Below are 20,414 nucleotides of genomic sequence, written 5' to 3' on the forward strand. Positions count from 1 at the left end.
GAGGGAAACTGTTGCTAGGTAGAGGGTTCCAGGGGTGGCGGGCGCTCGCAGGTAGGGGGTTGCGGTGTGGGCGCCTAGGGCTTCGGAGGCGGCGGTTTGGCGGATGTCGGTGGAGTCGAAGCCGGTGTGAGAGGTGATGGTGGAGCTGAGGTTGTTGGCTCGGGCTTCACCTTGAGAGACGACGGTGATGACGTCGGCGGTCAGGGGCCAGCCGGAGAATTCGATCTGCCACTCGGGGCCCAGCTCGGCATTCGGGTCGATCCGGGCGGCACGTACTTCGTGGCTGCCGCGGAGGACCGAGGTCATGGCGACGATCGGGCCGGGTACGACGGTTCCGCCGCGGCCCGAGCCGTGTTCGGGGCCGGTGTCGTCGGTCGTGCGGACCCAGTGCATCGAAGCGATCGAGCTGCCCGGGCCGAGGATGGTGAAGCCGTTGCGGTGGCTGAGGCCAAGGTCGGGGTGGACGATGCTGATGCTGTTCTCGAGCGGCTGCGCCCAGTACGGCGTACTCAGGGGCGGCATGGTGTGCGTCGAGTAGCCGAGGCGGGCGTACAACGGCGAGTCGGCGCGTTCGTCGCCGGGCACTGAATGGTCGGTGCCGTGGTTGACGACGCGGACGATGCCGTCTGACCGGGTTCCACTGACCAGCCAGCCGGCCTCGGCGATCTCGCGGGTGAAGTCAGATCGCTCGACTGGTAAGGGTTCCTCGGCCGCAGTCCAGACCGGATGGTTCGCCGGGAGCATCAGGCCGAGCATGCCTTTCACTGCCCAGTACGGCGATCCCGGGCCGGAGTACGACTGGGCGATCGCCGGCCATTCGCCGTACCAGCCAAGGGTGAGCAGACCGCGCTGATCGGGGACGTCGTGATCGAGGAAGTGTTTGAGGATGCCGGAGCTCGCCCGGCGCAGGACACCGGGTGTGACCGAGGTGGCCCCGGTGATCGCGCCCATCCACAGCGGTGCCGCGGCGGCGAAGCGGTATGTCAGGCTCCGCCCCTGGACCAGGGGCGAACCGTTCGCACCAATCAGGTGCACGGTCGAGTCGAGGAAGGCTGACAACCGGTCCCGCCACGCGGTCTGCAGTTCAACGGAGCTCAGCCCGGGATCCATTGATGCCCAGAGCAACGGATAGACGTGCAGCGCCCAGCCGTTGTAGTGATCGAACGCGCGCTCCGGACCATCGGCGTACCAGCCGTTGCCCCGATACAACGACTCGTGCACCGCCAGACCGCTCTCGATGTCGTCGCTGGACCACGGCCCGCCGACGGACTTGAGGAACGTCTCCACGACGATCTGGAACCAGACCCAGTTGATCGGCGGATACTGCTCGCCGACCACGGTCGCCAGCCAGGCAACGATCTGCGCGCGATCCCGGTCGTCGAGCAGGTCCCACAACCACGGCCGGCTCAGATGCAGGCCGAGCGCGATGGAGCAGGCCTCGACCTTGGCCTGGCCGAGCTGGTCGGGGCGCGGCCAGGCATGCGGTGACGCGGGATCCGTCCCCGACCGCAAACCCGAGGCGTACCACCCGGCAAGATCATGCGGATCCTTACCCTCCTCCCCTTTCAGCCGAATCGCCGCCAACAGGAAGGACCGGGCGAAGGCTTCCAAGGAGTCGCTCACAGGCCCATACGCGCTCGACTGTCCAGGCAGGTCGATCCGCGCGTGATCGGGCGAGGCCCAGCCACGCAGCGAGAGCAGCAACTGATCGGCGACCGCAGCCCAGGAGTCGCGGGTCAGACCGGTAAAGGGAGCGTCACTCATCAACGATGTCCTCGGGTCATAGTGAGTTCGAAGCGATTGTTGCTGCCAGCAATGATCAGGCGGTGAACGGCAGGACCCCAGACCCGCAAGAGCATCGCGTCATCAACGACGCGCTTCTCCAGCTGCCCGGTGCCAAGAGCGGAATCCCAGTGCAGCTCAGCGACACTGCCACCGAGCGTCTCAACCACAAGGCGCCCGGGCTCATGCGCAACCGGATGCCCCGCAATCACAAAGTGCTCCTCGAACGAGGTCCCCGTGTCGACGACACGAATGGCCGCAGCGCGACGATCCAGCGTGACCGTCCGGCGAAGCTTCCCACCGGGATAAGCCGTCGACAGATCAAGCGATGCCTCGCTTGAGCCCCGTACGGCGAAGTCGGCCGCCCGCCACTGCGAACCAGCCTCCTGCTCCCGGCCATCGACCACCGGCACGTTGTGCCATTCGCTCCGGACCACCCACTGCTCGTACCGCCGGTCCGAGAACGAGATCGCCGTGTACGTCGGCTGCCCCAGATCCATCAGCACCGGCACCGCATCGAGCGCGGCAATGAACGAGCCCACGTCATTGTGATTGTGGTTCTCGTCGTTATGCCCACCCTTGACGGCCAACGCCCAGCCCTCAGCCGAGCCACCGGACTGCCGCGCCACCAACAACTGCACGTCAGGAAGCCAACTCGATCGAGGCAACGGCAACGGCACAACAGCTGCCTGCAACCAGTCGTCATCAACCAGCGCGACCAACGCACGCCCGAGACCGACAACGGCGGCGGTCGACTGATCGCGATGCGCCGCCGCCTGGGCCATCACTTCGCGATCACCGGTCCGACGCCCCCAACGATGCAGGACGTCCCACGGCTGGTCGGGGCTCGGCCGGGCCGAGCCGTCGCCGACGTTCACGTACCAGCCATCCCCCAGCGCCATCCGCTGCGGATACCGCGCGAGCTCGGGCATCGGCTCCACAGTCCAAGGATCAAGCGCGCCCAGCGTGATCCGGTCGAGCACCTCCAGCGCGCTCGCGAGCCGCGCCGGCCCGTTCCACCAGTACGCGAAGCCCTCGTCACAACCACCGTCGGCCGGGAGCGCGCCGAGGTAGCGATCGAGGCCATCGACAACCAGGTCCACCACCTGCATTCGCCGTACGACGTCTGTCTCCAGAAACAATGCGGCAACCAGCACATGCCCGTGGATCCACGGGTTCCAGTTGTGCAGGTGTCCGTCCAGCCCGAGCCAGTGCCACCGACGGTCCTCGAGGAACGGCCGCAGTACCCGCCGATCAGCCTCCTCCCGCAACCGCCGCCGCAGCCCGGGCACGCGATCATCCAGAGCAGGCCCGAGCACGAGGTCCGCCCACGCCAGGATCTCGACCGTCTCGGCAGCCCCCAGATCGAGGTACGGCGAATCCGCCACAACTTCACCCCGAGCGGTCGCGAACGACTCATGCGCCGCCCAGCACCACGTCGTCTGCTCACACAGCAACAACAACCCGTCGGCCGCCTCATCGACGTACCGCTCGTCCGCCGTCAAGACCGCCGCAAGCACAGCCGTGCTGGTCCGCCGCCGCAACTCCCCCGCCGGATTCTCGTACGCCGTCCGTACGCCGTCCCGCCAGTACCGCGCGTAGTCCGACAGCAACAGCCGCGGCCACGGCTGACCACGATCCTCCGCAGCCTGCGCCAAGACAGCCAACGCAGGGCGCGACTCCCACAACGAACGGTCAAGCAAATCCGGTACGCCGACTCGGTCGCGCGCCGAATCCACAGCAGCCTGGCGGATCGCCGGGCTCAGCGCAGCCCAGCGAGATGCAAGCGACATCAGCCGACCCGCGGCGGAGCAGTGCTGGACCGGATCACGAGTTCGGTCGGCACGCTGACCGGCCGATGGTGATGTTCCTCGGCACCGAGCTCAGCGATCAACGCCTCGACGGCCCGCCGCCCGACCTCCGGGAAGAACTGGCGGACGGTGGTGAGCGGCGGCCAGAACTGCGCCGCGGACTCCTGATCGTCGAACCCGACCACGCTCACATCACCGGGAACCGAGCGGCCCTCTTCGTGCAGTGCGCGCAGCAGACCGAGCGCCATCTCGTCGTTCGCGGCGAAGACCGCCGTGACCGCCGGATCCGCAGCCAGTTGCCGGCCGACGGCGTACCCGGACGCTGCCGACCAATCGCCGACCAGCAGCGGCGGGACCGGGCATCCACGCGCAGCCAGGGTCTCCTCCCACGACCGGCGACGACGTGTCGCCGCGAAGGAGGTCGGCGGGCCGCCGAGATGCCACACCGTGGAGTGCCCCAGGTCCAGCAGATGCTCGGTCGCGATCCGGGCACCCTGGGCCTGGTCGGTGTCGACGATCGGATAGTCGTAGTGCGCGCTGGAGTCGACGACCACGACCGGCAGGCCCTCGGGCAGGTGGATCTCGGCCTCGTCGAGCTGGTGGGCCTCGATCAGGATGATGATGCCGTCGACCGCCTGCTCCTGCAGCCGGGTGAACGCGCCGGTCACCTTGCCCTGGTCCGCGTCCAGCAGCGGGATCAGGTTGATCGCGTAGCCGGCGGCGGTCGCGGCCTGGCCGACCGCGTTGAACGTGCGGGTGTTGCCGAAGCTGGACAGCTCGAAGACGATCACCCCGATGTTCCGGAACTGGCCGTTGCGCAGCGCGCGGGCCGCGCTGTTCGGCCGGTAGCCGACCTCACGCATCGCGGCCAGCACCCGGTCACGGGTGGTGGTGTCGACGTTCGGCCGATCGTTGGCGACCCGGGACACGGTCTGTCCCGAGACTCCGGCCAGCCGCGCCACGTCGGCTATCGAGGGTCCTCGCCTGCGCATCCCACACCTCCGTCCGTCTTTCAGATGACACACCCTAGACATGTTGACGTTAACAAGCTAGCGTCCGGGCCGTCGGTGTTAACGTCAACAATTCAGCAAGGAGGCTGCGGATGGCACGCCGCCAGGAGGCGAAAGGCTGGGTCTTCGTCGGCCCGTTCCTGGCCGTCTTCGCGCTCACGTTCCTCGCCCCGATCGGGTACGCGGTGTATCTGAGCCTGTACCGCGACCAGGCGTTCTTCGGCGGCACGGTGTTCGTCGGCCTGGACAACTACGCCGAGGTGCTGCGGGACCCGAAGTTCTGGGAGTCGGCCGGCCGGGTGCTCGTGTTCCTCGTCGTTCAGGTCCCGGTGATGCTCATCCTGGCGCTGCTCGCGGCGCTCGCGATCGACAGCGCCCGGCTGCGCGGCGCGAGCTTCTTCCGGATCGTCCTCTTCCTGCCGTACGCCGTACCGGGTGTGGTCGCGGTCCTGATGTGGGGCTTCCTGTACGGCGACACCTTCGGCCTGGCCGCGGATCTCAACGACCTGTTCGGTACGACGGTGGTCCAGCCGCTGAGCGGTACCTGGATGCTGCCGTCGATCGCCAACATCGTCACCTGGGAGTTCGTCGGCTACAACATGCTGATCTTCTACTCGGCGCTGCGCACGGTCCCCGGTGAGTTGTACGAGGCCGCAGCGATCGACGGCGCGGGCGCGATCCGGACCGTGCGGGCGATCAAGCTCCCCGCACTCCGCGGTGCGATCGTGATCGCCACGATCTTCTCGATCATCGGCAGCTTCCAGCTGTTCAACGAGCCGAACATCCTGCGCACCCTCGCGCCGAACGTGATCACGACGTACTACACGCCCAACATGTACGCCTACAACCTCTCGTTCGCCGGCCAGCAGTTCAACTACTCCGCCACGGTCGCGATCGTGATGGGCGTCCTGACGGCGATCATCGCGTACGTGGTCCAGCTCCGCGGATCCCGGGAGGCCCTGTGACCAAGTCCAAACCATCCCGTCTGCTGACCGGGCTGATGGTGCTCTATCTCGTCTACACCCTGGTGCCGCTCGTCTGGCTGGTGATCAGCGCGACCAAGACCCAGGACGATCTGCTCTCCACCCCCGGCCTGTGGTTCGGCGACAGCTTCGCGCTGTTCTCGAACATCAAGGAGACGCTGACCTACAACGACGGGATCTTCCTGCGCTGGCTGGGAAACACCCTCCTGTACGTCGTGGTCGGGGCCGGCGGCGCCACCCTGCTCGCAACCGCGGCCGGCTACGGACTGGCGAAGTACAAGTTCGCCGGGCGACGCGCGGTCTTCGCCGTACTGCTCGGCGCGATCGCGATCCCTGGTACGGCGCTCGCCGTACCGACGTTCCTGCTGTTCTCCAAGCTCGGTCTCACCAACACCGTCTGGGCGATCATCATCCCGTCCCTGATCAGCCCGTTCGGCCTTTATCTGATGTGGGTCTACGCCTCCGAGGCGATCCCGTTCGAGCTGCTGGAAGCGGCTCGTATCGACGGCGCCGGCGAGGTCCGGATCTTCACGACGGTGGCGCTGCGGCTGCTCGCGCCCGGCGTGGTGACGGTTCTGCTGTTCGCGGTGGTGGCGACCTGGAACAACTACTTCCTGCCGCTGATCATGCTCAGCAAACCGAGTCTCTACCCGCTCACGGTCGGCCTGACGCAGTGGAACAGCCAGGCGACAGGCGTCGGCGCCAACCCGATCTACAACCTGGTCATCACCGGTTCGCTGCTGACCATCGTGCCACTCGTCGTGGCGTTCCTGCTGCTCCAGCGTTTCTGGCAGTCCGGCCTCTCCGCCGGCAGCGTCAAGTAAAGGAGTTCCGATGAAATCCGCACTCTGGCGCGCGGCCGTGGCCCTCGCCACCGTCGCCGCCACCCTCACGGTTCCCGCGGCAGCATCGCCGCCCCAGCCGAACACCGCCGACTTCCGCGGTGTGAACTGGGCCGACCCGCGCGACAACTACGCCGACGACGAGGTCGTCCCCTCCGGGCTCAGTACGGCGGACAACTACTGGACCACGTATCGCAAGTCGACCGGCATCCTGAGCGAGTTCCGTCAGGAGCTGCGCGCCAACACCGTGCGACTGCCGATCAATCCGTCCAGCGTCGGGACGAACTGGTGGTCGTCCTACCGTGCGGCGATCGATGCCGCGACCGACCAGGGCTACAAGGTCATCCTGAGCTACTGGGAGGCCGACAACGCCAAGGACGGCCGGGTCGACGACACCGCCGCCTTCACCGCCATGTGGGACACGGTCTTCAAGGCCTACCGGAAGAACCCGAAGGTCTACTTCGAGCCGATGAACGAACCGTTCGGCTACTCACTTCCCGACTGGGTGTCGCTCGCCTCGTCCTGGGCCGACCGGCACTCGAACGTCCCCCGCGGCCGCCTGGTCATCTCCGGTACCGGCTACAACGACAGCGTCACCGGTGTCGGCGCCGCGCCCGAGCTGAAGGGCACGCTGCTCTCGCTGCACTTCTACGGCTTCTGGGCGTCCGACACCACCGAAGCCGCCTGGCTTGCGAACCTGAAGCCGCGGATCGGCGAGTACGGGTGGCGCACGATCATCGACGAGGCCGGTTCACCGATGACGATCGGCCTGAACTACGGCAATCACGAGGGCAACACCTCCACGGCGTACCTGGGTGCCCTGACCGAGACCGCCCGCGCCCAGAAGATGGGCATCGTGTACTGGCCCGGTCTGCGTAACGGCGACTCGTACTCGATGACCACTCAGGTCAGCGAGCGGGACCTGAAGGTCAACAGCACCAGCGGTCTGGCCCAGCTGCAGTGGGGTTGGGGTCTGCTGAAGAAGGAGCCGGTCAACACGTTGCCGCCGGCCCCGCCCGGCGAGCCGCTGCGCGGAGTCGAGAGCAACCGGTGCCTCGACGTACCGGGCTTCTCGACCACCAACGGTACGGCGCTCGACCTGTGGGACTGCAACGGCGGCGGCAACCAGAGCTGGAACCTGACCGCGAGCAAGCAGCTCACGATCTACTCCGACAAGTGTCTGACGCCAGGCGCGACTGGTAGCGCGGTCGTGATCAGCGACTGCACCAATGCGATCGGCCAGACCTGGAATCTCAACGACGACAAGTCGATCTCCAGCATCAACAACCCGGCGCTCTGCCTGCAGGCCGCCGGAACAGCGAACGGCACTCCGGTCGAGCTCCAGTCCTGCAACGGGCAGCCGAACCAGCAATGGGTGCGGGCGTAACAGTGAAAGGGAACAAGATGAAGTCATTCCAACGACGCCGGCTGCTAGTTGCCGGTACGACGATCGCGGCGCTGTCGCTCGTCCTGGCTGCCTGCGGTTCGGGCAACGACTCCGGCAGTGGCGGTGACACCAAGCAGCAGGGCTCCCCCGCTGCGGTGGACGAGGCGCTCAAGGCCGGCGGCACCATCACCTACTGGAGCTGGACACCGTCCGCCCAGGCACAGGTCACGGCGTTCGAGAAGGCCTACCCGAACGTCAAGGTGAACTACGTCAACGCCGGAACCGGCAACGACCACTACACCAAGCTGCAGAACACGATCAAGGCCGGTTCGGGTGCGCCCGACGTCGCGCAGATCGAGTACCAGGCGCTGCCGCAGTTCGCGCTGCCCGGTTCGCTGGTCGATCTGCGGCAGTACGGTTTCGACCAGTTCGAGTCGGCGTACACACCGTCGACCTGGGCCGCGGTCCACGCCGGTGAAGGACTCTTCGGGCTGCCGCAGGACTCCGGCCCGATGGCCCTGTTCTACAACAAGGAGGTCTTCGACAAGTACGGCCTGACCGTGCCGAAGACCTGGGACGAGTACATCGCCGCGGCGAAGAAGCTGCACGCGGCCGACCCGAAGAAGTTCATCACCAACGACAGCGGTGACGCCGGGTTCACGACCAGCATGATCTGGCAGGCCGGTGGCAAGCCGTTCAGCACCGACGGCAAGAACGTCACGATCAACCTGGCCGACGAAGGCTCCAAGAAGTGGACCTCCGAGTGGAACCAGCTGGTCGAAGGCGGGCTCGTGTCCACCATCCCCGGCTGGTCCGACGCATGGTTCAAGGCACTCGGTGACGGCACGATCGCCACGCTGCCCACCGGCGCCTGGATGCCCGGTGTGATGGAAGCCTCGGTCAAGGCCGGTGCCGGCAAGTGGCGGGTCGCCCCGATGCCGACGTACGACGGTCAGCCAGTGACGGCGGAAAATGGCGGCAGCACGCAGGCCGTGCTCAAGCAGAGCGCGAACCCCGCGCTGGCTGCCGGCTTCGTCCGCTGGCTCAACAACGGTGACGGCGTGAAGACCTTCCTGGCCAGCGGCGGCTTCCCCGCCACCACGGCCGATCTGAAGGCGCCGGAGTTCGTCGGTAAGAAGAGCGCGTACTTCGGTGGCCAGGCGATCAACGAGGTGCTCACCGGCGCCGCGAGCACGGTTGCGCCGGGCTGGAGCTACCTGCCGTACCAGCTCTACGCAAACAGCATCTTCGGTGACACGGTGGGTAAGTCGTACCAGGCCAAGTCTGGTCTCGACGGCGGGTTGAAGGCTTGGCAGGACGCGTTGGTGGCCTACGGCAACCAGCAGGGCTTCCAGGTCAACGGCTAACTGCACTATCTAGAAGAGGGAGATATGCCAGACTTCGCAATCGGTGAGTCCGAGTTCCTGCTCGACGGGAAGCCGTTCCAGATCCTGTCCGGTGCGCTGCACTACTTCCGGATCCATCCGGACCAGTGGGCCGACCGGATCGAGAAGGCGCGGTTGATGGGTCTCAACACGATCGAGACCTACGTCCCCTGGAACGCGCACTCACCCCGGCGCGGTGTCTTCGACACCACCGGAATGCTCGATCTCGAGCTGTTCCTGCGCCGGGTCGCCGAAGCAGGTCTGCACGCAATCGTCCGGCCCGGCCCGTACATCTGTGCCGAGTGGGACAACGGCGGCCTCCCTTCCTGGCTTTTCCGGCAGCCAGGAGTGGGGGTTCGCCGGTACGAACCGCAGTACCTCGCCGCGGTCGGCGAGTACTTCAGCGAGGTACTGCGGATCGTGCGCCCTCTGCAGGTTGATCAAGGCGGACCGGTCCTGCTGCTGCAGGTGGAGAACGAATACGGTGCCTTTGGCAACGATTCGACGTACCTGAAGTGGCTGGTCGAACTGTTCCGCGCCCAGGGCATCACGGTGCCGCTGGTCACCGTCGACCAGCCCGAGGACGCGATGCTGACCGCGGGCGGGATCGACGGCGTACTGCGGACCGGTTCGTTCGGATCACGCAGTGTCGAGCGCCTGGCGACACTGCGGGCTCATCAACCGACCGGTCCGCTGATGTGTATGGAGTTCTGGGACGGCTGGTTCGACCACTGGGGCGGGCCGCACCACACCACCTCCGCCGCCGAGGCGGCCGCCGAGCTGGATGCACTCCTGTCGACGGGTGCCTCGGTGAACATCTACATGGTCCACGGCGGGACGAACTTCGGTTTGACGAACGGCGCCAACGACAAGGGTGTCTACCGGCCGACTGTCACGTCGTACGACTACGACGCCCCGGTTGACGAGGCCGGTCGGCTGACCGCGAAGTTCCACGCGTTCCGGGAGGTCATCGCCCGGCACGCGCCGGTCCCGCCGCTGCCTGAGTTCGACGTGCAGCCGCCGGTGCCCGAGTTCAGCGCGACGCTGGGCGAACCGATCCGGCTGCTGGATCGGCCGGACAGCTGGGGTGCCTGGCGCGCGCACGAGGACTTGCCGAGTCTGGACGACCTCGACGCCCAGTTCGCCCTGTACCGCACGCAGCTCGACCTCGACGGTCCCGTGGTTCTCCAGCTCGACGAGGTCCGCGACCGGGCCCACGTCTTCCTCGACGGCGATCCGATCGGCGTACTCAGCCGCGAGGACCACGACCGCGCGATCACGCTCCCCCGCGGACGCGGCCGCCTCGACCTGATCGTCGAGGACCAGGGCCGCGTCAACTACGGCTCGCGCATCGGCGAAGCCAAGGGGCTCATCGGGCCGCTCCAGGTCGGCACGAGTACGCCGTCCGCCTGGCAGACGCTGGCGATCGACCTCGACGCCGTACCGGAGCTGTGGAGGACAACGCTGCAGTCCACAGCAGGTGTCGGCCCGACTGCCTACCGGGCCGCTTTCACCATCGAAGAACCCACCGACCTGTTCCTCCGGACCGATGCCTGGGGCAAGGGGTTCGCGTGGATCAACGGTTTCTGCCTCGGCCGCTACTGGCGCCGCGGTCCCCAGCACACGCTCTACATCCCCGGCCCCGCGCTACGAGCAGGCACCAACGAACTCGTCGTACTGGAGCTGGACACGCTTGCTGACACCACGGCCCGGTTCACACCGACCGCGGAACTGGGCCCGACCGAGCTCTAACGGGGTCCGGTGCTCTCCCGCACGATCAACTCCGCAGCGACCAGGTCGCGAGCAGCCGGCTCGCGGCCTGCGATCTGCTCGGCCAACTGGCGGAACGTCCGCCGGCCGACCTCGATGAAGTCCTGGCGGACCGTGGTCAGCGGTGGGCTGAAGTACGCGGCCTCCGGTACGTCGTCGAAGCCGACCACATGCACGTCCTTCGGGACCCCGATCCCCGCTTCGGTGAACGCCCGCAGCAGGCCGAGGGCCATCTGGTCGTTGGCGACGAACACCGCAGTCAGGTCCTTCTCACGAGCCAGCACCTGGCCGGCGGCGTACCCCGAGCGCGAGCTCCAGTCACCGCGGATGATGCGCGGCGCCCTGACGCGGTGCCGCTTCAGGGTCTGCCGCCAGGCCGCTTCACGATCCTGAGCCTCAAGCCAGTCGACCGGCCCAGCCACATGCCAGACGGTCTTGTGACCGAGGGCGAGCAGGTGCTCCGTGGCGCGCCGAGCGCCGTCGGACTGGTCGACGGCGATCATCGGGACCGGCGCCTGCTGGCCGCCACCTACGGCGACCAGCGGGATGTCATGCGGTACGACCTCGAGTGACTTGCTGGCGGCCGCATGCGGCGCGATCACCACGATCCCCTCGACCGCCTGCCGGCGCAGGGTCTCGATCGCCTCCGCGATGGCCACGGTGTTCGGCGTACCGACGCTCGTGATCGTGACCGAATACCCGGCCTCGCGCGCTGCGTGCTCGATGCCGTACAGCGTGCTGGCCGGGCCGTAGAGGGTCGAATCCAGCGTGACCACGCCCAGGATGCCGGTCTTGCCGGTGACCAGGGCGCGCGCCGCCGAGTTGGGCCGGTAGCTCAGCTTCTCGACCGCCGCCAGCACCCGGGCCCGGGTCGCGGCGCTCACCGGGCCGGTCTTGTTGACCACCCGGGAGACCGTCATGTGCGACACGCCCGCGAGATCCGCAACGTCGGTCAGACTCGCTTGCTTACCGCTGGTCAATCCGAACCCCCTGGTTGCTGCTTACGTGCGCCAGGGCCAGTGTTCGCGGTAACAACCTCCCGGTCAAGGACCATTACAACGTACGGAACTCGAGTCTCTGACTGTATCTAATCTCGAGGCTCTGCGAGGCGGGAGCGCGGCCAGTGAGGTAGACGCGCAGTCCGTCGGGTACCAGCGAGCCGTTGAGCATCCGGTAGCGCTCTCCCGGATCCATCCCGACGCGTGCTGCCCCTGACCCCGGACCGAACTCGATCCGGTCCTCGCCGACCGTGTACACCCCGGTCCCGGACTCCAGCTGGAAGTTGCCGGACTCATCAATCGCCTCGACCCCCGACAGCACCCCACCCGGCCGGAAGCAGAGCTCGATCGCGTACGGCGCCTCGGATCCGGTCAGCTCGAAGGTCAGGTCGAACCCCTTCTCGACCTCCGCCACCGTGATCGCCGTACGCAGCTTGTGGTAGTCCCTGGACCGCTGGCCGAAGTCCATCGCCGCATAGAACCGGCCGTCAGGTGTCAGCGGGTATCGGCCGTCCGGTGCACGGCGTTCCGGGGACAACGGCTGGTAGTACGGCACGGCGACCTCGGAGCCGAGCTCGACCACGGACTGCGACCACCGCCGCAGGTACTCGCTGTGGAAGTGCCCGGTGCCGAAGAACTGCGGTGCGAGCCGGACGGAGTCGAGGATCGCGTCGCCGTGGCGCAGCTTGAAGAAGGTCGGGTTGACGGAGAGTCCGGAGGCGATCACCGGCACGTCGTGGAAATCGGTCCCGCCGAAGATCGTCGCCGTTCGGCTCCCTCGCCGGATCCGCACGGATGCCTGCGACGGGAACTCCTGGACGAAGTCCGTCGGCGGCTCGGCGGGCTGAGGCTCTGTCGGCTGAGGGAGAGGAGCGGCCAGCTCGGGCCGTTCGAGCACCTCGGCCAGGAAGTCCCCCAGCTCACCGGTGCCACGACGTTCGATGCTCTGAGCAACGGCCGCGAACCGGCTGTCACCATCCAGGAGCGCAAGCTCGCGAAACTGGAGGAGATAGGGCCAGCCGTCAAAGACACCGAACTGATCCTGCCGACGGGACGCGACCACATCCACCTCGCCGTTCGGCTCCAGCAGGTAGAGCGTCGCCTCCAGGTTGCGCCGGACGAACTCGATCAGCTCAGGCCGGGCCAGCAGCCAGGCGATCGTCAGCAGCGAGGGATTCGTCACAGCCGCCGCGTAGATCGCGCTGCGTTCGCTGTAGATCCCATCCGGGCCCGCGTCGATTCCCTCGGTCAGCCACTCGTCGATCCGATCGACGTACCGCTGGTCCGGGATGATGTGGTGGACGCGGGCCAGCGCCGCCGAAACCTCCCACCGGTGGTTCGGGGTGTGCACGCCCCCAGTCGCGAGCGCCGGGCCGGCCTTCTGCAGGATTTCGTGGATCACGGTCCGGATCGATGCCGTCGGCCCCTGATCGTCCTGGTCGAGCAATTCCCAGACCACACAGAGATCCTGGACCAGGAAGGCCGTGTCCGGCGGCGAGTGCAGGTTGCCGATGTCGTAGGTGCCGTCCGGATGCTGCGACGCCGCGAGCTCGGCAGTTAGTTGCCGCGACCTCTCCAGAATCGCCGGATCGTGGCGGTACTTCGACTCTCCCAGATACCCGGCGACGAGCCGCCGGAGCTCTCGCCCAACCCGTCTGGGATCGCTCCCAACCGGGAGTTCTCGCGTGAGCTGCGCCTCGCTCGCTGCCGTCAGCAACCGGACGAAATCTTGGTCCACCGCACTGTCCTCACGCTCAGGGTACTTATGTCAGGACTTAAATGTATATCGATACATCATTTGCCCTTGACGCGGTAAGCGCTTGCCTCCTAGCGTCCGAGCGTCGCCTACCCAGGCTGCGTTGAACACAAGGAGAAAACGATGAGCGGTTCCCTTCGGCGGTGGCGGTGGTTGGCAGCAGGTTTGGCGACCGCGGCGGTCCTGACCGCGTGCGGCTCCGGCTCCGACGACGCGGCCTCGGGTGACGCGAAGAAGATCACCTTCTGGCTGTCGACGGCCGCCCAGATCCAGGGATACACCGACCTGGCCAAGGAGTTCCAGGCCAAGGAAGGCATCACCGTCGAGGTGGTGAACCAGCCGTACGACGGCTACCAGGACAAGCTGCGGCAGTCCGCCCAGGCCAACTCGCTGCCCGACGTCGCCAGTGTCCCCTCGCTCGACTCCCTGTGGATCAACCAGCTCCAGGACCTGAGCGCGACCGCGAACAACGCGACGAACCAGATCCGCAAGGACCTGGTCACCGAGCAGGACGGCAAGGTGCTCGCGATCCCGTCCGACCTCACCGCTGCCGGTCTGTTCATCAACAAGAGCCTGTTCACCAAGGCCGGAGTCGCCGTACCGGCTGATCCCAGCAAGACCTGGACGTGGGACGAGTTCCTCGCCGCCGCGACCAAGGTGCGGACGGCAACCGGTGCGAAGTACGACCTGGTCTACGACAACTCGGCGGCCCGGATCCGGGCCTTCATCTACAACAACGGCGGCAAGGGCTTCCAGCTCGGCGCCGACAACAAGTACCAGACGCCGGACGCCGCGACTGTCGCCGCGCTGACCAAGTTCAAGGCGATGAACGACGACAAGGTGATGCCGAAGTCGGTCTGGACCTCGGGCGGCGACCCGAACGCGCTGTTCAAGAGCGGCCAGGTGGTCGCGTACTTCTCCGGCGTCTGGCAGGTGCCGGACTTCGCCGAAGGCATCACCAACTTCGAGTGGGCCAGCGCACCGACCCCGGGCCCGGTGCACGCGACCGACATCAACCTCGGCGGCAAGGTCGTTGCCTTCAACAACAAAGATACCGCCGCGGCGGCGAAGAAGTGGGTCGACTTCCTGTTCCGGCGTGACAACTACACCAAGCTGGCGCAGTCCAACGGCTACCTGCCGGTCGAGTCCGGGCTCACGCTGAAGTACCCGTTCAAGTCCAAGGCCGCACTGGACGCCTACACGCTCTACACCAAGGAGATCGAGCTCGCCGACCCGATCTCGTCGTCCGGCCAGGCCGCCGGAACGAAGCTGTTGCTCGCCGGCAAGGAGGCCGGTGAGGACCCGACGAAGGGTGAGCTGGCGAAGTTCGTCAACGGTGAGCAGGACGTACAGAAGACGGTTACCAACATCGTCGACGGCCTCAACTCCACGCTGGGCTGACGCGGGTGCGACGACTCTGGCCCGAACGCCGCCTGAACCGCTACACCGCGGCACCGCTGGCGCTCATCTCGATCAACCTGCTGCTGCTCGTCACGTTCTTCGTCTGGCCGGCGGTGACCGGTCTGCTCTACTCGTTCACGAGTTACACCGGCATCGGCACCGCGCCGTACGTCGGGATGGACAACTACCAGCGGTTGCTGCAGGACGACGCGTTCTACGCGGCGCTGGTCCGGACCCTGGTGTTCACGGCCGGCGTCGTACCGCTGACGCTGGTGCTGTCCCTGAGCACCGCGGTCCTGCTGGTCACGAACTACACCAAGGGCAAGTCCGTCGCGCGGATCATCTTCTTCCTGCCGTGGCTGATCTCGCCGATCATCGCGGGCGTCATCTGGCGCTGGATGTTCGGCGAGAACTTCGGGCTCGTCAACTACATCATCACCTCGCTCGGCGGCAGTGAGGTGCCGTGGCAGTCGAACGCGAACCTGTCGATGCTGGTCGTCATCGTGGCCGCGGCCTGGGGCGGTACGGCGTTCAACATGCTGCTGTTCGTTGCCGCGCTGAAGAACGTTCCGACGGCGTACTACGAGGCGGCGTCACTCGACGGCGCCGGTGGATGGGCCAAGTTCCGGCACATCACCCTGCCTGCGATCGCTCCGACGACCTTCATCGTGGTGCTGCTGAGTGTGCTCGGCTCGATGAAGGAGTACGCCCTGATCCAGGCCATCAACGGTGGTGGCCCGGGGACGGCGAACAACCTGCTGGTCCAGTACATCTACACCAAGGGCTTCCAGCGGGCCCAGATCGGCTACGCGAGCGCGGCGTCGTTCGTACTGATGCTGATCCTGATGGTGATCGCGCTCGTACAGCTCGCCCTGAACCGGCGGAAGGACTCCTGACATGGCCGCCACTGCCTCCTCCACGGGCGATCTCCCCAAGAAGATCTGGGCGACCGCGCTGATGTGGCTCATGGTCGCCGTGTACGGCGTTCCTGTCCTCTGGTTCCTGCTCAGTTCGTTCAAGCCGGCCGGCGAGCTGTTCTCGTATCCGCTGACGATCTTCCCGAAGAATCCGACGATCAAGGGTTTCACCCAGGCCTGGACGAGCTTCGACGTCGCGCAGTACTTCGTCAACACGCTGATCGTCGCCGTCTCGGCCACCGTGCTCACGATCGTGGCGAGCGCCGCCTGTGGGTACGCGCTGGCCAAGTACACGAACTGGTGGATCAAGGCGTTCGCCGTCTGCATCCTGGCGACCACGATGCTGCCCGGCGAGGTCATCCTGGCGCCGCTGTTCCTGGTGGTGCGTGACCTCGGCATGTACAACAGCCTCGCGGCGGTCGTCGTACCGTCGGTGATCACGGCGACCGGCACGTTCATGTTCCGGCAGTTCTTCCTCACCGTGCCGAACGACCTGCTCGAGGCGGCCCGGATCGATGGGGCCGGTGAGTTGCAGACGTTGTGGCGGATCATGCTGCCACTGTCCCGGCCGATCATGCTGACCTTGGCGATCTTCTCGTTCCAGTGGCGGTGGAACGACTACATCTGGCCCTTGGTCGTGCTGAACGATCCGAGCAAGTACACACTGCAGATCGGTGTCGCGACCATCGTCGGCGCGGAGAACGTGAACTGGTCGGTCCTCCTGGGCGCCTCGGTGCTCTCGATGATCCCGCTGGTCGCCCTTTATCTGGTCTTCCAGAAGTACGTGATGAGCGCGGACATCGGGGCCGGTCTGAAGGACTAGGTGGGAATTGCGGGGGCTCGGTTCGGGTTGGCGAAGGTATGACTGTTGAGATCGGTGTCATCCTGCCGACATCCACGCCCGACCCGAGCCGGCCGATCCTCGCCGACGTCCGCGCCAGCGCCCGGTACGCCGAGCAGGTCGGACTGGATTCCGTCTGGTCCACCGACCATCTGATCGCCAGTGGTCCGATGCTCGACAGTACGGCGGTGCTGGCCACCGCGGCGGCGGTCACCGAGCGGATCACCGTTGGCTACAACGTGATGCTGCTGGCCCTGCGTACGGCTGCGTGGGCCGCCAAGCAGGTGAACACTCTCCAACTGCTGTCCGGCAATCGCCTGGTGCTCGGTATCGGAACCGGCAACCCGGCCCACGGCGATGTCGGTTGGCGAGCCGCTGGAGTCGAGTACACCGAACGCGGCCGGCTGACCGACGAGGCCCTCGCCGTACTGCCCGACCTGATCGCCGGACGCCCGGCGACGCTTGCCGACGGCACCGAGGCGACACTGGCCCCGGGCTCCGCCGTACCGCCGATCTTTGTTGCGGGCGGTGGAATCCGTGCACACCGGCGGGCTGCCCAGTACGGCGATGGCTGGGCGACCATCGCGCAGTCACCCGACGAGGTCCGCGCCAACCTCGACACGATCAACCAACTGGCCGCCGACCTCGGTCGCCCAGCACTACGCGCGACCGTGGTCGCACCGCCACTGGACGACGACCTAGCTCGTGCCGCTGAGCAACTCGCAGCCTATGAGCAGGCCGGCGTCGAGCGGATCATCCTGTTCCCGACCGGCGACTGGCATCACGACTACGACCGCGCGGCCGGCCTCAAGCAAGGGCTTTGAGCAGAGCCTCTGAGAAGGCCGGAAGGTCGTCGGGGTTCCGGCTGGTGATCAGGTTGCCGTCGATCACGACCTCCTGGTCGATCCAGCTGGCACCCGCGTTGCGAAGGTCGGTCTGCAGACTCGGCCACGACGTCAGGGTGCGGTCGCGGACGACGTCGGCCTCGATCAACGTCCAGGGTGCGTGACAGATCGCAGCCAGCGGTTTGCCGGAGGCAACAAAGTCCTTGACGAAGGCAACTGCCTTCTGGTCCCGACGAAGTGCATCGGGGTTGGCAACACCACCCGGCAACACAACAGCGGCGAAGTCATCCACCGCAACATCAGCAACCACCTCGTCAACCGGCACCTTGTCAGCCGCGGTCAGATGATCGAACGTCTGCACCTCCCCCGCTTCCGGGCTAACCAGCACCGGCTCATGCCCAGCCTTCTCCACAGCCTTCCAAGGCTCGGTCAGCTCAACCCGCTCGATTCCCTCAGCGGCCACCAGAAATGCAATCTTGCTCATCAGTTTCCTCCTCCTCATTCAGCTGCGGCCGTCGCACCGGTACCCGGCAGAAAACCGCTTCGCCGATGGGTACTGCCTAGGCATGACGACAACCCTCCAGGAGGTCTGATGCCCGCGCGACTGGTCGCTACTGTCCTCGGTACGCCGGATCCCCCGGCGCTGGCCGTCTTCTACAGCGAGCTGCTGGGGTGGGAAGTCACCCGGAGCGACCCGTACTGGGCTCGGGTGTGCCATCCCGATGACGACCGCCCGAGCCTCAGCTTTCAGTTGGAGACCGATCACGTGGCACCGGTCTGGCCTCAGCAGCCGGGGAGCCAGCAGATGCAGGCGCATCTCGACGTACAGGTCGATGACCTCGAGCAGGAGACGGCCCGCGCGGTCAGCCTCGGTGCGACCGTGGAAGAGCACCAGCCGCAGCCAGACGGCGTACGCGTCATTCGGGACCCGCACGGACACGTGCTGTGTCTCTTCCTGCCGGGCTTCTAGTTTGGTGGGGCGGTCGCGTGCGCTGTTTTCGCAACGCACACGACCTGGGCGAACCATCTTCCGCGCGCGGCTGCTGGCCGCCTTCTTGACGGGTTCCCCAGAAAGCACCCGCTGTAACAGGTAGCCGGGTTTTCGTGAGCGGGGACCATCGGGCAGGATGGTGCCGGGTTGCTCCGGAAGGTGGGTGACCGCCGCCGCAAGGCGAGTGGAGATCCGTCATGTCCGTGGACTACTCGTCGGCCGAGGCATTCGCCCGGCTGGCCTCCGAACTGCAGACCGTCGACGGGATCGAGGAGACCGTCGAGGCCGTCGTCCAGTTCGCGCTGCAAGCCCTGTCGTGCAAGTTCGCGTCGGTGGTGCTGATCGCCCAGGGACGTCGCCCCGAGGTGGTGGCCTCGACCGATCCGGTGCTGGCCGAGCTCTACCAGGAGCAGATCGACGCCGGCGCCGGGCCGTTGCTGACCGCCATCGTCGAGAACGCGGTCGTTCAGCTCCCTGACGTCAGCGCGGAGACCAGATGGTCACCGGAGCTGATCAGCCGGCTCACGGCGTTGGGGATCCACAGCGCCGTTCACCTACCGCTCATGGTCTCCGGCCGCTCGCAGGCAGTGCTCAATCTTTATGGCGAGACGTTCTCCCCCGACGATCTGGCGGTCGCACACATCCTGGCCCGGCATGCCTCGATCGCGATCGCCTCGGCACGCCACCAAGAGACGATGCTGCGCGCCGTCGACGCCCGGAAACTGGTCGGGCAGGCGATGGGCATCCTGATGGAGCGCTACGACCTCGACGGCGACCGCGCGTTCGAAGTGCTGAGACGCTACTCCCAGGACTACAACCGCAAGCTGCGCGACGTCGCCCAGGAACTCATCGACACCCGCAAGCTCCCCGGCCGCGACCAGACCTAGCCGGCCCCGACGCCCTGTTCACCGCGGAGTTCGGCATCCTCGACGAGTTCCGCGGAGATCCGGTGGAGTTTCGTGTTGCGCTGCTGGGACAGCCGCGCGAGGAACGCGAACGCCCGCTGGTCGGTCAGCGTGTACCGCTCCATCAGGATGCCGATCGCCTGGCCGATGGTACGGCGGGTGCGCAGCGCGTCCTGCAGATTGTGGATCTCCCGGGCGTACTCGATCGCGATCGCGGACTGATGAGCGAACAGCGCACCCACAGCTCCCAGGTCCTTGAACGAGCCGACAGTCGTCGAGTACAGATTCAACGCCCCCTGCGACTTCGGCGCATCGAACAACCGCAACCCGGCCTGAGCCAGAATCCCCGCCGCCACCGCACTAGCGGCGTACCGCGGAAACCGTGGATCCGCAGCCAGGTCAGGCGACAGAATGTGCACCCCGTCCGTCGCAGCGTCGTAGCACGGCCCCTCGCGCAACTCGTACTGCGCCGCGTCCACACCCCACAGCACATCGCTGGTCGGCGCGATCGTCTCCAGCCGGCCGTCACTGTGCTTCACCGTGATACTCGCGTACTCGACCTCCGGCAGCACCTCAACCGCAGCCGCCGTGATCCGGCTCAACGTATGGTCCAGATCACCAGGCGTCAGCGAATCCGACAATCGCTCAGCCGCCTGCAGAAGTCCAGTCGCATCCATGGCCGCCCAGTACCCGAAGACCGGGCGGCCGAAGCAGCTACAGCAGTACGGCTACGGCTGCGGGGTGGCGGTCGGAGTCGGCGAAGGCGTGGGCGATGGTGTCGGTGAGGGCG

The 20,414-nt window shown here is 66.6% G+C and carries 18 protein-coding genes; 11 read left to right on the forward strand and 7 right to left on the reverse strand.

Annotation, left to right across the window (positions count from 1 at the left end):
• The 3 genes from E1261_RS46925 to E1261_RS29145 all read right to left on the reverse strand — a co-directional run.
• On the reverse strand, positions 1-1,764 hold a 1,764-nt coding region (locus E1261_RS46925), incomplete at its 3' end, for a DUF2264 domain-containing protein (protein WP_132412115.1).
• Complete coding sequence (locus E1261_RS29140; protein WP_132412116.1) at positions 1,764-3,575, reverse strand: heparinase II/III domain-containing protein; 1,812 nt, start codon at positions 3,573-3,575, stop codon at positions 1,764-1,766. The genes E1261_RS29140 and E1261_RS46925, both read right to left, overlap by 1 nt.
• Positions 3,575-4,585, reverse strand: coding sequence for a LacI family DNA-binding transcriptional regulator (locus E1261_RS29145; protein WP_202875120.1), 1,011 nt, complete (start codon positions 4,583-4,585; stop codon positions 3,575-3,577). The genes E1261_RS29140 and E1261_RS29145 overlap by 1 nt, the downstream gene beginning before the upstream one ends.
• 110 nt (positions 4,586-4,695) lie before the next feature.
• On the opposite strand from E1261_RS29145, the gene E1261_RS29150 reads away from it, so the two are divergent.
• Genes E1261_RS29150 through E1261_RS29170 form a run of 5 tightly spaced genes read left to right on the forward strand, consistent with a single transcriptional unit; the run spans position 4,696 to position 10,952 of the window.
• Positions 4,696-5,568, forward strand: coding sequence for a carbohydrate ABC transporter permease (locus E1261_RS29150; protein ID WP_165952694.1), 873 nt, complete (start codon positions 4,696-4,698; stop codon positions 5,566-5,568).
• A gap of 35 nt (positions 5,569-5,603) precedes the next feature.
• Positions 5,604-6,410, forward strand: a complete 807-nt coding sequence (locus E1261_RS29155; protein WP_132412136.1) for a carbohydrate ABC transporter permease — start codon at positions 5,604-5,606, stop codon at positions 6,408-6,410.
• 10 nt (positions 6,411-6,420) lie between these two features.
• The gene (locus E1261_RS29160; RefSeq protein ID WP_132412118.1) at positions 6,421-7,815 is read left to right on the forward strand and encodes a ricin-type beta-trefoil lectin domain protein; all 1,395 of its coding nucleotides are present in this window, start codon (positions 6,421-6,423) and stop codon (positions 7,813-7,815) included.
• A gap of 17 nt (positions 7,816-7,832) precedes the next feature.
• The gene (locus E1261_RS29165) at positions 7,833-9,182 is read left to right on the forward strand and encodes an ABC transporter substrate-binding protein (protein WP_132412119.1); all 1,350 of its coding nucleotides are present in this window, start codon (positions 7,833-7,835) and stop codon (positions 9,180-9,182) included.
• 24 nt (positions 9,183-9,206) lie between these two features.
• On the forward strand, positions 9,207-10,952 hold the full coding sequence (locus E1261_RS29170; protein WP_132412120.1) for a glycoside hydrolase family 35 protein: 1,746 nt from the start codon (positions 9,207-9,209) through the stop codon (positions 10,950-10,952).
• Here the strand turns inward: E1261_RS29170 and E1261_RS29175 are convergent.
• Both E1261_RS29175 and E1261_RS29180 read right to left on the reverse strand, forming a co-directional pair.
• Positions 10,949-11,950, reverse strand: coding sequence for a LacI family DNA-binding transcriptional regulator (locus E1261_RS29175; protein ID WP_238176496.1), 1,002 nt, complete (start codon positions 11,948-11,950; stop codon positions 10,949-10,951). The genes E1261_RS29170 and E1261_RS29175 overlap by 4 nt on opposite strands.
• 73 nt (positions 11,951-12,023) lie before the next feature.
• Positions 12,024-13,706, reverse strand: a complete 1,683-nt coding sequence (locus tag E1261_RS29180; protein WP_202875121.1) for a hypothetical protein — start codon at positions 13,704-13,706, stop codon at positions 12,024-12,026.
• A gap of 141 nt (positions 13,707-13,847) precedes the next feature.
• On the opposite strand from E1261_RS29180, the gene E1261_RS29185 reads away from it, so the two are divergent.
• Genes E1261_RS29185 through E1261_RS29200 form a run of 4 tightly spaced genes read left to right on the forward strand, consistent with a single transcriptional unit; the run spans position 13,848 to position 17,707 of the window.
• Positions 13,848-15,125 carry an ABC transporter substrate-binding protein gene (locus E1261_RS29185; RefSeq protein ID WP_132412122.1) on the forward strand — a complete coding sequence of 426 codons (1,278 nt, stop codon included), beginning with the start codon at positions 13,848-13,850 and terminating at the stop codon, positions 15,123-15,125.
• A gap of 5 nt (positions 15,126-15,130) precedes the next feature.
• Positions 15,131-16,021 (forward strand): carbohydrate ABC transporter permease, encoded by an 891-nt coding sequence (locus tag E1261_RS29190; protein ID WP_238176497.1) that lies wholly within the window; start codon positions 15,131-15,133, stop codon positions 16,019-16,021.
• A gap of 1 nt (position 16,022) precedes the next feature.
• Positions 16,023-16,865, forward strand: a complete 843-nt coding sequence (locus E1261_RS29195; protein WP_132412124.1) for a carbohydrate ABC transporter permease — start codon at positions 16,023-16,025, stop codon at positions 16,863-16,865.
• Positions 16,866-16,903: 38 nt separating this feature from the next.
• Complete coding sequence (locus E1261_RS29200) at positions 16,904-17,707, forward strand: LLM class flavin-dependent oxidoreductase (protein WP_132412126.1); 804 nt, start codon at positions 16,904-16,906, stop codon at positions 17,705-17,707.
• Here the strand turns inward: E1261_RS29200 and E1261_RS29205 are convergent.
• Complete coding sequence (locus E1261_RS29205; protein ID WP_165952695.1) at positions 17,691-18,212, reverse strand: type 1 glutamine amidotransferase domain-containing protein; 522 nt, start codon at positions 18,210-18,212, stop codon at positions 17,691-17,693. The two genes, E1261_RS29200 and E1261_RS29205, sit on opposite strands and share 17 nt — an antisense overlap.
• A 108-nt stretch (positions 18,213-18,320) precedes the next feature.
• Between E1261_RS29205 and E1261_RS29210 the strand changes: the two genes are divergently transcribed.
• Positions 18,321-18,698, forward strand: a complete 378-nt coding sequence (locus E1261_RS29210; protein ID WP_132412130.1) for a VOC family protein — start codon at positions 18,321-18,323, stop codon at positions 18,696-18,698.
• 218 nt (positions 18,699-18,916) lie between these two features.
• On the forward strand, positions 18,917-19,606 hold the full coding sequence (locus E1261_RS29215) for a GAF and ANTAR domain-containing protein (protein WP_132412132.1): 690 nt from the start codon (positions 18,917-18,919) through the stop codon (positions 19,604-19,606).
• Here the strand turns inward: E1261_RS29215 and E1261_RS29220 are convergent.
• A complete protein-coding gene (locus E1261_RS29220) occupies positions 19,603-20,301 on the reverse strand; it encodes a GAF and ANTAR domain-containing protein (RefSeq protein WP_132412134.1) in 699 nt (232 codons plus the stop codon). The two genes, E1261_RS29215 and E1261_RS29220, sit on opposite strands and share 4 nt — an antisense overlap.
• Positions 20,302-20,414: the final 113 nt, after the last annotated feature.

The sequence above is a fragment of the Kribbella albertanoniae genome (genome assembly GCF_004348455.1).
Lineage (GTDB): Bacteria > Actinomycetota > Actinomycetes > Propionibacteriales > Kribbellaceae > Kribbella > Kribbella albertanoniae.